Source organism: Streptomyces sp. NPDC097617, from assembly GCF_044761485.1.
Classification (GTDB): Bacteria; Actinomycetota; Actinomycetes; order Streptomycetales; family Streptomycetaceae; genus Streptomyces.
On record NZ_JBIWCL010000001.1, the window covers coordinates 357,037 to 370,392 of the forward strand.

The window sequence follows — 13,356 nt, forward strand, 5'->3', positions numbered from 1 at the left end:
TCGCGAAGAAAGTCGGACCACAGCAGAAAATATGGTCATTCCCGCTGATGGGCGGGCAGACCACGTGGATCGCGGGCAGTTGGTGACATTCGTGACACGGCGGCACCTGCGACAGGGCGATCCACCACAGAGCGGAGGACTCGGAGAATGGCCGGCGCGATGCGCAAGATGGCGGTCTACCTCGGCCTCGTGGAGGACGACCGGTACGACAACCCGGGGTACGACCCCGACGACGAGTTCGAGCCCGAGCCGGAGATGGAGCGGGCTCGGGAACGGGATCGCCGACAGCAGCCCGTGCACCAATCGCCCGTATCGGACGAACCGGTACGAGCCGTACAGCCTCCGGCGCAGCGTGAGCCCATCCCAATTCCGGTGGAAAACGGACGTCCTCCGCGAATCGCCCCCGTGGCATCCATCACACCTGATCGCACGAACCTGGAGAAGAACGCCCCCGTGATCATGCCCAAGGTCGTCTCCGAGCGGGAGCCGTACCGCATCACGACGCTGCACCCCCGGACCTACAACGAGGCCCGTACCATCGGGGAACACTTCCGTGAGGGCACTCCGGTGATCATGAATCTCACGGAGATGGACGACACGGATGCGAAGCGTCTCGTGGACTTCGCCGCCGGACTCGTGTTCGGTCTGCACGGCAGCATTGAACGCGTGACACAGAAGGTGTTCCTGCTGTCGCCTGCTAACGTCGATGTCACGGCGGAGGACAAGGCCCGCATCGCGGAGGGCGGGTTCTTCAACCAAAGCTAGACCGATCCGTCAGACACGGGGCCGGGGACACAGCGGAGAACGGGGAGAGGGAAGCGCGGGATGGGCGTCGCACTGCAAGTGGTCTACATCGCGCTGATGTGCTTCCTCATCGTGCTGATCTTCCGACTGGTCATGGACTACGTGTTCCAGTTCGCACGTTCATGGACACCCGGCAAGGCGATGGTGGTCGTTCTGGAGGCCACCTACACTGTCACCGATCCACCGCTCAAGCTTCTTCGGCGGGCCATTCCGCCGTTGCGTCTCGGGGGCGTGGCACTCGACCTGTCCTTCTTTGTTCTGATGATCATCGTTTACATCCTCATCAGTTTCGTGAGCACCGCTGCGAGAAGCGTGTGAACGATGAGCTTCCCCGCACGCGCGGGGACAGTCCCGATACGGTCCTGCCGACTGCCGACGACTACGTAGAGGTGAAGAAGACATGCCGCTGACTCCTGAGGACGTGCGGAACAAGCAGTTCACGACCGTCCGCCTCCGAGAAGGCTATGACGAGGATGAGGTCGATGCCTTCCTCGACGAGGTCGAGTCCGAACTGACGCGCCTGCTGCGCGAGAACGAGGACCTGCGCGCGAAGCTGGCCGCCGCCACGCGTGCCGCCGCGCAGAACCAGCAGCAGCAGGGCATGCGCAAGCCTGAGCCCCAGGACCAGCGCGGCCCCGGCGCCCCCGTGCCCGCGGCCATATCCGGCCCGCCGCAGCAGCAGCAGCCGCAGATGGGCCCGCCGCAGCTCCCGGCCGGCCCCGGCGGAAACGGACCGCAGGGTCCGGGCCCGATGGGCGGCCCCATGCAGCAGCACCCCATGGGCGGACCGCAGGGCATGGGCCAGCAGCCCATGCAGCAGCAGTCGATGGGCGGCCAGAACCCGATGGGCCAGCAGATGCAGCCGATGGGCCAGCAGATGCAGCAGATGCAGCCGATGGGCCAGCAGATGCAGCAGATGCAGCCCATGGGTCAGCAGATGCACCAGCAGCAGCCGCAGCTTCCGCAGCAGAGCCCCGGTGGCGACAGCGCCGCCCGCGTCCTGTCGCTGGCGCAGCAGACCGCCGACCAGGCGATCGCGGAGGCCCGCTCCGAGGCCAACAAGATCGTCGGCGAGGCCCGGTCGCGCGCCGAGGGCCTGGAGCGGGACGCCCGCGCCAAGGCCGACGCGCTGGAGCGGGACGCGCAGGAGAAGCACCGCGTCGCGATGGGCTCCCTGGAGTCCGCCCGCGCCACGCTGGAGCGCAAGGTCGAGGACCTGCGGGGCTTCGAGCGTGAGTACCGTACGCGTCTGAAGTCCTACCTGGAGTCGCAGCTGCGCCAGCTGGAGACCCAGGCCGACGACTCCCTGGCCCCGCCGCGCAACCCGGCCGGTCCCGCGCTTCCGCCGTCGCCCTCGATGGCTCCGGCCGGTGCGATGGGCCACTCCATGGGCGGCCCCTCGATGGGCGGACCCTCGATGGGTGGCCCGTCCCCCATGGGCGGTCCCTCGATGGGTGCCCCGTCCTACGGCGGCAACCAGCAGCAGATGTCCCCGGCGATGACCCAGCCGATGGCTCCGGTGCGGCCGAACGCTCCGCAGCCGATGCAGGCGCCGTCGCCGATGCGGGGCTTTCTGATCGACGAGGACGACAACTAGGCGCCGCCGCCGTTCTGCGGTCGGCAGCCGCGCTGTACGGGCCGGGCCCGGTTCCCCTTCGGGGGCACCGGGCCCGGCCCGTTCCCGTACCCGGGTGCGGCGCCGTCACGGGGGCCCTGCCCCGAGCCCCCGCGCCTCAATCGCCGGCGGGGCTCAAGATCGGGGCTCCGCCCCGGACCCCGGTCCTCAAACGCCGGGCGGGCTGAAGTACGTCCGGGCGGAGCGCGGGTAGGGGGAGACGAAAGCGGCCCGCCCCGGGAAGGGGCGGGCCGCTCGCGGGGTGGGTTACGCCTTGCGGAGGCGGAAGGTCAGGCCCAGGGGCTCGTCCGTGAACGGGTCGCCGTAGGCGGCGTCGGCCTCGCCGGACGCGAAGTCCGTCGCCAGGACCTCGTCCGCGATCAGGGCCGCGTGGTCCGTCAGGGCCGTGACGACCTCCGGGTCCGCGGAGGACCAGCGGAGCGCGATGCGGTCCGCGACGTTCAGGCCGGAGTTCTTCCGGGCCTCCTGGATCAGGCGGATCGCGTCACGGGCCAGGCCCGCCAGCCGCAGCTCCGGGGTGATCTCCAGGTCCAGGGCGACCGTCGCGCCCGAGTCGGACGCCACCGACCAGCCCTCGCGGGGGGTCTCCGTGATGATGACCTCCTCCGGGGTGAGGGCGACCTGCTCGCCGTTCACCTCGACGGATGCGGTGCCGGACCGCAGGGCCAGCGACAGCGCCGCCGCGTCGGCCGCGGCCACCGCCTTCGCGACGTCCTGCACGCCCTTGCCGAAGCGCTTGCCCAGCGCCCGGAAGTTCGCCTTCGCCGTCGTGTCCACCAGGGATCCGCCGACCTCCGACAGGGAGGCCAGGGAGGAGACGTTCAGCTCCTCCGTGATCTGGGAGTGCAGCTCGGGGGAGAGGGACTCGAAGCCCGAGACCGCGACCAGCGCCCGGGAGAGCGGCTGGCGGGTCTTGACGCCCGACTCGGCGCGCGTCGCACGGCCCAGCTCCACCAGGCGGCGGACCAGCAGCATCTGCCGGGACAGGGTCGGGTCGATCGCCGCGCGGTCCGCCACCGGCCACGACGACAGGTGCACCGACTCCGGGGCGTCCGGGACCACCGGCACGACCATGTCCTGCCAGACCCGCTCCGTGATGAAGGGGGTGAGGGGGGCGAGGAGCCGGGTGACCGTCTCGACCACGTCGTGGAGGGTGCGCAGCGCGGCCGCGTCGCCCTGCCAGAAGCGGCGGCGCGACCGGCGGACGTACCAGTTCGACAGGTCGTCCACGAAGGCGGACAGCAGCTTGCCCGCGCGCTGGGTGTCGTACGACTCCATCGCGTCGGTGACCTCGGCGACGAGCGTGTGGAGCTCCGAGAGCAGCCACCGGTCCAGGACCGTGCGGTCGGCCGGGGCCGGGTCGGAGGCGGACGGCGCCCAATTCGACGTACGGGCGTACAGGGCCTGGAAGGCGACCGTGTTCCAGTACGTGAGGAGGGTCTTGCGGACGACCTCCTGGATCGTGCCGTGGCCCACGCGGCGGGCGGCCCACGGGGAGCCGCCGGCCGCCATGAACCAGCGCACCGCGTCCGCGCCGTGCTGGTCCATGAGCGGGATCGGCTGGAGGATGTTGCCCAGGTGCTTGGACATCTTGCGGCCGTCCTCGGCGAGGATGTGGCCCAGGCAGACCACGTTCTCGTAGGAGGACTTGTCGAAGACGAGGGTGCCGACCGCCATCAGCGTGTAGAACCAGCCGCGCGTCTGGTCGATGGCCTCCGAGATGAACTGCGCCGGGTAGCGCTTCTCGAAGATCTCCTTGTTCTTGTACGGGTAGCCCCACTGCGCGAACGGCATCGAGCCCGAGTCGTACCAGGCGTCGATGACCTCCGGGACCCGGACGGCCTCCAGCGAGCAGCCGTCCGCCGTGCAGGGGAAGGTGACCTCGTCGATGTACGGGCGGTGCGGGTCCAGGTTCGAGTGGTCCTGGCCGGAGAGCTCGCTCAGCTCGGCGCGCGAGCCGACGCAGGTGAGGTGGTCCTCCTCGCAGCGCCAGATCGGCAGCGGGGTGCCCCAGTAGCGGTTGCGGGACAGCGCCCAGTCGATGTTGTTGTTGAGCCAGTCGCCGAAGCGGCCCTGCTTGACGGAGTCCGGGAACCAGTTGGTCTTCTCGTTCTCCCGCAGCATCGCGTCCTTGACGGCGGTGGTGCGGACGTACCAGGACGGCTGCGCGTAGTACAGCAGGGCCGTGTGGCAGCGCCAGCAGTGCGGGTAGCTGTGCTCGTAGGCGATGTGCTTGAAGAGCAGGCCGCGCGCGTCGAGGTCGGCGGTCAGCCTCTCGTCGGCCTTCTTGAAGAAGACGCCGCCGACGAGCGGGACCTCCTCCTCGAAGGTGCCGTCGGGGCGGACCGGGTTCACGACGGGCAGGCCGTACGCGCGGCAGACCGCGAGGTCGTCGGCGCCGAAGGCGGGGGACTGGTGGACCAGACCGGTGCCGTCCTCGGTCGTGACGTACTCGGCGTTCACGACGTAGTGGGCGGGCTCGGGGAACTCGACGAGGTCGAAGGGACGCTCGTACGTCCAGCGCTCCATCTCCTTGCCCGTGAAGCTCTGGCCGGTGGCCTCCCAGCCCTCGCCCAGGGACTTCTCCAGCAGCGGCTGGGCGACGACCAGCTTCTCCTCCCCGTTGCTCGCGACGACGTACGTGACGTCGGGGTGCGCGGCCACGGCGGTGTTGGACACCAGGGTCCAGGGCGTCGTCGTCCAGACCAGCAGGGCGGCCTCGCCCGCGAGGGGGCCGGAGGTCAGCGGGAAGCGGACGTAGACCGAGGGGTCGACGACCGTCTCGTAGCCCTGGGCCAGCTCGTGGTCGGAGAGGCCGGTGCCGCAGCGGGGGCACCAGGGGGCGACGCGGTGGTCCTGGGTGAGCAGACCCTTGTTGAAGATCTCCTTCAGCGACCACCACACGGACTCGACGTACTCGGGGTCCATGGTCCGGTAGGCGTCGTCCAGGTCGACCCAGTAGCCCATCCGGGTCGTGAGCTCGGTGAAGGCGTCGGTGTGGCGGGTCACGGACTCGCGGCACTTGGCGTTGAACTCGGCGATGCCGTACGCCTCGATGTCCTGCTTGCCGTTGAAGCCGAGCTCCTTCTCGACGGCGAGCTCGACGGGGAGGCCGTGGCAGTCCCAGCCGGCCTTGCGGGCCACGTGGTAGCCGCGCATGGTGCGGAACCGGGGGAAGACGTCCTTGAAGACGCGGGCCTCGATGTGGTGCGCGCCGGGCATGCCGTTCGCGGTGGGCGGGCCCTCGTAGAAGACCCACTCGGGGCGGCCCTCGGACTGCTCCAGGGTCTTGGCGAAGGTCTTGCTCTCGCGCCAGAAGTCGAGGACGGCATGCTCGAGGGCAGGCAGATCGACCTGGGCGGGTACCGGGCGGTACTGAGGCGGTGTGGTCATGAGGCTGAACTCTTCCTCCGGCGGGATGTCACTTCCGTCCGGAGGGACGAGAGCCACTCCTGAGAATCCAGGACGCCTGCTCCCGCGGTACCACCCTCCTTGGCCGCCGGACGGATCCGATGGCCCCCTCATTGGGGTGCGAAGCCGGTTCTACTCGCCGTACGGGGATGCCGTGCGGCTTTCTTCCGGCGGCTCAGGGGTGATCCTTCACATCGCGCTCGCCCCCGGGCTCTCACCGTCCCCGGGTCGCTCGTGGCTGCGTACGACGCTACTCGTCCCCGTCCATGCCTTTCGCTCGGCCCAGTGTACGGGCCCGGGAGGTGCGGGGCAGACCGGTTTACGGGGGCCCGTACGGGGGGCCCGCGGCCCGGCGTGGCGGGGCCGCGGGGAGGGTTTGGGCGGGGCCCCGGCGCGGCCCCCGCGCGAGCCCGGCGTGACCCGAATGGGCCCGGGGCGCCGGTTACGACTCGGGTGGGGCGGGAGTGGCGGATTACCGGGGCTCCTGCTGGGCACAACGGATGCAGGTTGACCTCGATGGATGCGTGCCCCGTTGCCGCGGGGCCGGTGTCGATTTATCGTTCCGGCACGATTCGCGAGCAAAGATCACAGTATGTGAAGGGGCCGCGGCCATGGTGGCGAAGAAGACCGCCGGGAGTACTGCCAAGAAGGCTGTCGGGAAGGCCGCCGCGAAGGCGGAGGGCTCCGAGGACGCGGTTCCCGCCAAGAAGGCGGCCGCTGCCCGGAAGACCGCCGCCGGCGCGCACGCACCGGACGGGAAGGCGACCGCCGTCAAGAAGACGACCGCCGTCGAGAAGCGGACGGCCACGGCCAAGAGGGCCGCGGCCGAGGGGGCGGCGCACGCCGCGAAGAAGACGGGAGTCCGGAAAGTGGTTGCCAAGAAGAGCGCCGGTACGGCGAGGAAGACGGCCGCGGCCGCGACCAGCGGGCTCCCCAAAGCACGGGCCACGGCGGCCCTGGCCCCCGGTGAGCTCGCCGTACGGCCCGGGGAGGACCCCTGGACCCCCAAGGAGGTCGAGGACGCCCGTACGGAGCTCCTGTCGGAGGTGCTGCGGCTGCGGGCCGAGCTGGAGGCCTCCGAGGTGGCCATCTCCGGCCTGATGCGGGATTCGGGAGACGGTGCGGGCGACGACCAGGCCGACACGGGCACCAAGAACATCACCCGGGAGTCCGAGCTCGCCCTCGCGGCGAACGCCAGCTCGATGCTGGAGCAGACCGAGCGGGCCCTGGAACGGCTGGAGGCGGGCACGTACGGACTCTGCGAGAACTGCGGGCAGCCCATCGGCAAGGCCAGGATGCAGGCCTTCCCGCGGGCCACGCTGTGCGTGGACTGCAAGCAGAAGCAGGAGCGGCGGCACTAGGCGCCGCGACCCGGTGCGCGGTCCGGCGAGGTGGGGCAGGCGGTCCTCGGGGACCCTGACGTACCCTCGTGTCCGTCAGGGTCCAGGAGGAGCCTGGTTCGAGCTAGTTCGAGGGACTCACGTGGCAGAGGCGGAGCGCATCATCGGTACGCCGGAGGTCGGGGACGACACCCAGCCGGAGTCCGCCGGGTCCAGGGGGCGCCGTCGGATCACGGCCCTGCTCGTCGTGGCGCTGCTCGCCTACCTGCTCGACCTCGGCACGAAGATGCTGGTCGTGGCGAAGCTGGAGCACCAGCCGCCGATCGAGATCATCGGTGACCTGCTGAAGTTCGAGGCGGTCCGCAACCCGGGCGCGGCCTTCGGCTTCGGCGAGGCCTTCACCATCATCTTCACCTGCATCGCGGCCTCCGTGATCGTCGTGATCGTGCGGCTGGCGCGCAAGCTCTACAGCCTGCCGTGGGCGATCGCGCTGGGCCTGCTGCTGGGCGGTGCGCTGGGCAACCTGACCGACCGGATCTTCCGTTCTCCGGGTGTGTTCCGCGGCGCGGTCGTCGACTTCATCGCGCCGGCCCATTTCGCCGTCTTCAACCTCGCCGACTCGGCGATCGTGTGCGGCGGCATCCTGATCGTCCTGCTGTCCTTCAAGGGTCTGGACCCCGACGGGACCGTCCACAAGGACTGATCGCGGGACGGCTCGTCCGCCCCGTCCTGCATACTCGACGGGTGAGTACGATTCCCGAGATCCGCACCCTGCCCGTTCCCGATGGCCTCGAGGGCGAGCGCGTCGACGCCGCCATCGCCCGTATGTTCGGTTTTTCCCGGACGAAGGCGGCCGATCTCGCGGCCGCGGGGAAGGTGTCGGTCGACGGCAGTGTCGTCGGGAAGTCCGAGCGTGTGCACGGTGGCGCCTGGCTCGAGGTCGAGATGCCCGAGCCGGCCCGGCCGGTCGAGCTCGTCGCCGAGCCCGTCCCCGGCATGGAGATCATCCATGACGACGACGACATCGTCGTGATCATGAAGCCGGTGGGCGTCGCCGCCCACCCCAGCCCCGGCTGGACCGGCACCACCGTCATCGGCGGTCTCGCCGCGGCCGGCTACCGCATCTCCACCTCCGGCGCCTCCGAGCGCCAGGGCATCGTGCACCGCCTCGATGTCGGCACCTCCGGCCTGATGGCCGTGGCGAAGTCGGAGCGCGCGTACACCTCGCTCAAGAACCAGTTCCGCGAGCGCATCGTGGACAAGCGCTACCACGCTCTGGTGCAGGGCCACCCGGACCCGATGAGCGGCACGATCGACGCGCCCATCGGCCGCCACCCCAGCGCGGACTACAAGTGGGCGGTGATCCAGGACGGCAAGGCGTCCGTCACCCACTACGACCTGATCGAGGCCTTCCGGGCCGCCTCGCTGCTGGACATCAAGCTGGAGACCGGGCGCACGCACCAGATCCGCGTGCACATGTCCGCGCACCGCCACCCCTGCGTCGGCGACCTGACCTACGGCGCCGACCCGACGGTCGCCAAGCGGCTCGGCCTCACCCGCCAGTGGCTGCACGCGGTGCGCCTCGGCTTCGAGCACCCGTCGGACGGCCGGTGGGTCGAGTTCGAGAGCACCTACCCGGCCGACCTCCAGCACGCGCTGGACGTGATCCGGGCGGAGAGCGAGTGACCTCGCAGGTCGAGGTGCGGGTCGCCGTCTCCGAGGAGGACCTGAAGTCCTGCTTCGCGGTGCGGTCCGAGGTCTTCGTGATCGAGCAGTCGGTGCCGGAGTCGATCGAGTACGACGCGTACGACGCGGACGCGGTGCACGTCCTGGCCGTGGCCGCGGACGGTGCGCCGCTGGGCACGGGCCGACTGCTCCACGGGCCGGCGGCCCTCGGCAAGACGGGCGACCCGGCGGTCGGCTCGCTGGGCCGGCTGGCCGTCGCCCAGTCCGCGCGCGGACTGGGCGTGGGTGTGGCGCTGGTCCGCGCGATCGAGGCGGAGGCGGCCCGGAGGGGGCTGACAGCGGTCGATCTCGGCGCGCAGACGCATGCGCTGGGCTTCTACGAGCGGCTCGGGTACGTGGCCTACGGCCCGGAGTTCCAGGACGCGGGCATCCCCCACCGCGCCATGCGCCGCCCCCTGCCGTAGCCCTCCCGGGCGGGGCTGGACGGTCGCCTCAAACGCCGGCGGGGCTTGAAAGATCGATTGAGGCGCGGGCGCGGAGCGCCGTAGGGGTTCGGGCGGAGCCCGACACGGAGCCGCGTCACCACACAAGCCAAGCGCAGCGGACTGGCAGGGTGGGGGAGTGGATCAGCTCGCTCTGCTCTTCGTGCTTCTCCTCGGGGCCGTGGTCACGGTGCCGCTCGGGGACCGGCTCAAACTGCCCGCACCCGTCCTCATGACCATCGGCGGGGTGATCCTCGCCCTGGTGCCGGCCGTGCCGAACGTCGAGATCCCGCCCGAGTTCATCCTGCCGCTGGTGCTGCCGCCCCTGCTGTACGCCTCCGTGCAGCGCACCTCCTGGCGGCAGTTCGCCGCCAACGTCCGGCCGATCCTGCTGCTGGCCGTGGCCCTGGTGTTCGTCACCACCGCCGCCGTCGCCGCCGTGGCGAACGCGGTCGTGCCCGGCCTGCCGCTCGCCGCCGCCGTCGCGCTCGGCGCGCTCGTCGCCCCGCCCGACCCCGTGGCCGCCACGGCCGTCGCCGGATCGCTGGGCCTCCCGCGCCGCATGGTGTCGATCCTGGAGGGCGAGGGGCTCTTCAACGACGTGACGGCCATCGTGCTCTACCACGTGGCCGTCGCCGCCGTCGTCAGCGGCAGCTTCTCCTGGCCCGACGCGCTCGGGGAGTTCGTGCTCTCCGCCGTGGTGGCCGTGGCCGTCGGGCTGGCGCTCGGCTGGGCCACCAGCCAGCTCATGGGCCGGCTCGGCGACGCCACCCTGCAGATCGGGCTGACGCTGCTGGTGCCCTTCGTCGCGTACGTGGTCGCGGAGGAGCTCCAGGGCTCGGGGGTGCTGGCCGTGCTGACGGCGGCCCTGTTCCTCGCCGAGTACGCGAGTGATGCCGACGACGTGCTGGGGCGGCTCGCCGGGCACACGTTCTGGGAGGTCGTCGACATGCTGGTCACCGGCGTGGCCTTCGGACTGATCGGGCTGGAGCTGCACAACGTCTTCGGCACGGCGAAGGACCGCGCGTGGGAGATGACCGGGTGGGCGGTGGTCGTGGTCGCGGTGGCGATCGGCGTCCGGCTGGTGTGGCTGCTGCCGGCCGGCTGGCTCGCGCAGAAGCTGCACCAGCGGCGCGACTACGACGAGGAGATCCCGCTGAGCTGGCGGGAGAGCGTGGTGATGTGGTGGGCGGGGATGCGCGGGGTGGCCTCGGTGGCCCTGGCCCTGGCCATTCCGCTGGAGACGGACGCCGGTGAGCCCTTCCCCGGGCGGGACCAGATCATCTTCATCGCGTTCGCGGTGATCATGACGACCCTGGTGTGCCAGGGGCTGACCCTGCCGTGGCTGGTGCGGCGGCTGGGGGTGGAGGCCGACACGGACGCGGACCGGGACGCGGAGCGCCGGCTGGCGATCCGCGCCGCGAAGGCGGCCAAGCAGCGGCTGAGGGAGATCCAGGAGGTGGAGGACCTGCCGGAGGACCTGACCGAGCAGCTGTACCGGCGCGCGTACGACGTGGGGGCGAGGATCAGTCCCGACATGGTGGACGAGGAACGGCGCGAGGCGTACGCGAAGCGGGTGGAGCGGCTGCACGACATCCAGCGGATCCAGCGCGAGATGATGTCGGCCGCCCGCCACGAGATCCTGGCCGCCCGCAGCGAACCCGGCTCCGACCCGGAGATCGTGGACCGGGTACTCCGGCACCTGGACGTCCGGAGCCTGCGCACGCCCTGAGCCTGCGTGCGCCCTGAGCGGCCGCCCGGACGCCCCGGTCTCCCGGCCACCCCGGTCAGCCGGCCAGGCGTTCCAGCCCGCGCAGGAAGCGGACGTACGGGGACCAGCGGGCCGGGTGGGCGATCGTGCCCGTGCACGCCAGTTCGGCGCGGTCCAGGCTGTCCTCCAGGACGGCGTCGTGCCCCGAGCGGAAGGCCAGTGGCCAGGTGATGCGGGCGAGGCCGCTGAGCCGCATCGCGATGGTGTGCCGCAGCACCGTCCGCTCGGCGTCGACGGGCAGTACGGCGAACTCGTGGAAGCCGTGGAATCCGCGGGGGCCGGTGAAGGTGAAGCGGACCCAGGTCCCCGGCACGTACGCGGCCACCGTGTAGCGCACCGGTCCGTGTCCGCCGACCGCCCCGACCCCCAGGGGGCGGTCGAGCTCCATCTCCTCCCAGAGCCGGCCGGGCCACAGCCGGTCGTCCTCCCCGCCGGCGAGCGTGTCGACGAGTGCGCCGACCTCGCTCTCCTTCGCCGCGATCAGACGCTCGTGCACGTTGTAGACGCCCATGAGTGGACCCTCCCCTTCGCATTATTAGAGAGCAGTCTCTAATAATCTGGAGAGTACTCTCTGATTCATGGCGAGACCACCCCGCTTCGACACCGACCAGATCCTCGACGCCGCCGTGCGGCTGGCCGCCTCCGCCGGCCCCGGCGGCGTGAGCATGTCCGCCGTCGCGCAGGCGATCGGCGCGCCCAGCGGCTCCATGTACCACCGCTTCGCCGGGCGCGGCGCCCTGCTCGCCGAGGTGTGGCTGCGCACCGTCGAGCGGTTCCAGGAGGGCTACTTCGCCTGCCTGCACAGCGATCCCGACCCCCGCCGGGCCGCCCGCGCCGCCGCCCGGCACGTCGTGGGGTGGAGCCGCGCGCACCCCGAGGAGGCCGCGCTGCTGCTCCACGGCCCGTGGGAGTTCGGCCGGGCCGACTGGTCCGAGGAGCACACCGGGCGAGCCGACTCGGGCAACCAGCGTGTGTACGCCGCCCTCGGCGCGCTCGCCGCGTCCCTCGGCGCGACCGGCCTCCAGGACCGGGACCGCGTCACCCTGGCCCTGATCGACCTGCCGCTCTCGGTCGTCCGCCGGCACCTGCGCGCGGGCGATGCGCTGCCGCCGCACGCCGAGGACCTCGCCGAGGAGTGCGCGGCCGCGCTCCTGCCCGGCTAGTCGCCCGCCGGGGCCTGCGCGGCCGGGGCGGTGGCGATGCGGGGGAGCGCGTACGGGTGCTCGGCGACCAGCCAGGTGATCAGGCGTTCGCGCACCGCGCAGCGCAGCGTCCAGAGGTCGTCGGCGTCCTTCGCCGTGACGACCGCGCGGACCTGGACCGTGTGCGGTGTGGTGTCCGTCACGGTCAGGCCGCCGCCTCGGCCGTCCCACTCCGGGATCTCCTTCAGGATGTCCTGGAGCCGCTCGCGCATCAGGTCGAGCGGAGCGCTGTGGTCCAGGTGCCAGAAGACCGTGCCGGTCATCTGCGCGCCGCCGCGCGACCAGTTCTCGTAGGGCTTGCTCGTGAAGTACGAGACCGGCATCGTGATGCGCCGCTCGTCCCAGGTGCGGACCGTCAGGAAGGTCAGGGTGATCTCCTCGACCCGGCCCCACTCCTTGTCGACCACCACCGTGTCGCCGATGCGGACGGTGTCGCCGAAGGCGATCTGGAGACCGGCGAAGAGATTGCTCAGCGTGGCCTGCGCGGCGATGCCGGCCACGATCCCGAGGACTCCGGCGGAGGCCAGCAGGGAGGCGCCGAGCGCTCGCATCGGCGGGAAGGTCAGCAGCATCGCCGCCGCGGCCACCACGACCACCACCGCGATGACCACCCGCTGGATCAGCGTGACCTGGGTGCGGACCCGGCGCACCCGGGCCTCGTCCTCGGTCACCGCCGCGTAGCGCGCGTACGTCGAGTCGACCGCGGCCGCCGCGATGCGCACCGCCAGCCAGGCCGCCGAGGCGATCAGGACCAGGGTGAGGAACCGGCCGACGCCGAAGGCGTGGTCGGGCAGGATTCCCGCCCACCGGTAGGAGGCTCTGAGCAGCGAGGCGCACAGGACGACCTGGAACGGCAGCCGGCAGCGGCGCAGCAGTCCCCACAGGGGGGTCTCGGGGTGCCGGGTGTCGGCCCGGCGCAGCAGCAGGTCGAGCAGCCATCCCGCGATCAGGGTGGCGACCAGTGCGCCGCCGATGACCGTCACGGGGCGCAGGACGTTCTCCATCTCCATGGGGATGAACGTAG

At 71.3% G+C, this 13,356-nt stretch carries 12 protein-coding genes; 9 read left to right on the forward strand and 3 right to left on the reverse strand.

The genetic code is table 11. The features are described from left to right. Positions 1-147: 147 nt before the first annotated feature. The 3 genes from ACIQZO_RS01700 to ACIQZO_RS01710 all read left to right on the forward strand — a co-directional run bounded on the left by ACIQZO_RS01700 (position 148) and on the right by ACIQZO_RS01710 (position 2,401). Positions 148-765, forward strand: coding sequence for a cell division protein SepF (locus ACIQZO_RS01700; protein ID WP_403618433.1), 618 nt, complete (start codon positions 148-150; stop codon positions 763-765). A 60-nt stretch (positions 766-825) separates the two neighbouring features. Further along, complete coding sequence (locus ACIQZO_RS01705; RefSeq protein ID WP_030385571.1) at positions 826-1,122, forward strand: YggT family protein; 297 nt, start codon at positions 826-828, stop codon at positions 1,120-1,122. Between the two features lie 82 nt (positions 1,123-1,204). After that, positions 1,205-2,401, forward strand: a complete 1,197-nt coding sequence (locus tag ACIQZO_RS01710; RefSeq protein WP_403618436.1) for a DivIVA domain-containing protein — start codon at positions 1,205-1,207, stop codon at positions 2,399-2,401. Positions 2,402-2,686: 285 nt separating this feature from the next. Here ACIQZO_RS01710 and ileS read toward each other — a convergent pair whose 3' ends face one another. After that, a complete protein-coding gene (gene ileS, locus ACIQZO_RS01715) occupies positions 2,687-5,833 on the reverse strand; it encodes an isoleucine--tRNA ligase (protein ID WP_403618439.1) in 3,147 nt (1,048 codons plus the stop codon). Between the two features lie 629 nt (positions 5,834-6,462). Here ileS and ACIQZO_RS01720 point away from each other — a divergent pair. From ACIQZO_RS01720 to ACIQZO_RS01740, 5 genes are all read left to right on the forward strand, one after another. Then, complete coding sequence (locus ACIQZO_RS01720) at positions 6,463-7,212, forward strand: TraR/DksA family transcriptional regulator (protein WP_403618442.1); 750 nt, start codon at positions 6,463-6,465, stop codon at positions 7,210-7,212. Between the two features lie 139 nt (positions 7,213-7,351). Beyond that, the gene (lspA, locus tag ACIQZO_RS01725; protein WP_403619195.1) at positions 7,352-7,894 is read left to right on the forward strand and encodes a signal peptidase II; all 543 of its coding nucleotides are present in this window, start codon (positions 7,352-7,354) and stop codon (positions 7,892-7,894) included. A 41-nt stretch (positions 7,895-7,935) separates the two neighbouring features. Next, positions 7,936-8,877 (forward strand): RluA family pseudouridine synthase, encoded by a 942-nt coding sequence (locus tag ACIQZO_RS01730; RefSeq protein WP_403618445.1) that lies wholly within the window; start codon positions 7,936-7,938, stop codon positions 8,875-8,877. After that, positions 8,874-9,341: a GNAT family N-acetyltransferase gene (locus tag ACIQZO_RS01735; RefSeq protein ID WP_403618448.1), complete on the forward strand. Its 468-nt coding sequence runs from the start codon at positions 8,874-8,876 to the stop codon at positions 9,339-9,341. The genes ACIQZO_RS01730 and ACIQZO_RS01735 overlap by 4 nt, the downstream gene beginning before the upstream one ends. A gap of 157 nt (positions 9,342-9,498) precedes the next feature. Continuing rightward, positions 9,499-11,091 (forward strand): Na+/H+ antiporter, encoded by a 1,593-nt coding sequence (locus ACIQZO_RS01740; protein WP_403618451.1) that lies wholly within the window; start codon positions 9,499-9,501, stop codon positions 11,089-11,091. Between the two features lie 55 nt (positions 11,092-11,146). Here the strand turns inward: ACIQZO_RS01740 and ACIQZO_RS01745 are convergent, their stop codons facing one another. Further along, positions 11,147-11,641 (reverse strand): SRPBCC family protein, encoded by a 495-nt coding sequence (locus tag ACIQZO_RS01745; RefSeq protein WP_403618454.1) that lies wholly within the window; start codon positions 11,639-11,641, stop codon positions 11,147-11,149. 67 nt (positions 11,642-11,708) lie between these two features. On the opposite strand from ACIQZO_RS01745, the gene ACIQZO_RS01750 reads away from it, so the two are divergent. Beyond that, entirely contained in the window at positions 11,709-12,293 is a 585-nt protein-coding gene (locus tag ACIQZO_RS01750; RefSeq protein ID WP_403618457.1) for a TetR/AcrR family transcriptional regulator, read from the forward strand. Here the strand turns inward: ACIQZO_RS01750 and ACIQZO_RS01755 are convergent. Further along, on the reverse strand, positions 12,290-13,336 hold the full coding sequence (locus ACIQZO_RS01755; RefSeq protein WP_403619198.1) for a mechanosensitive ion channel family protein: 1,047 nt from the start codon (positions 13,334-13,336) through the stop codon (positions 12,290-12,292). The genes ACIQZO_RS01750 and ACIQZO_RS01755 overlap by 4 nt on opposite strands. Between the last annotated feature and the right edge of the window lie 20 nt (positions 13,337-13,356).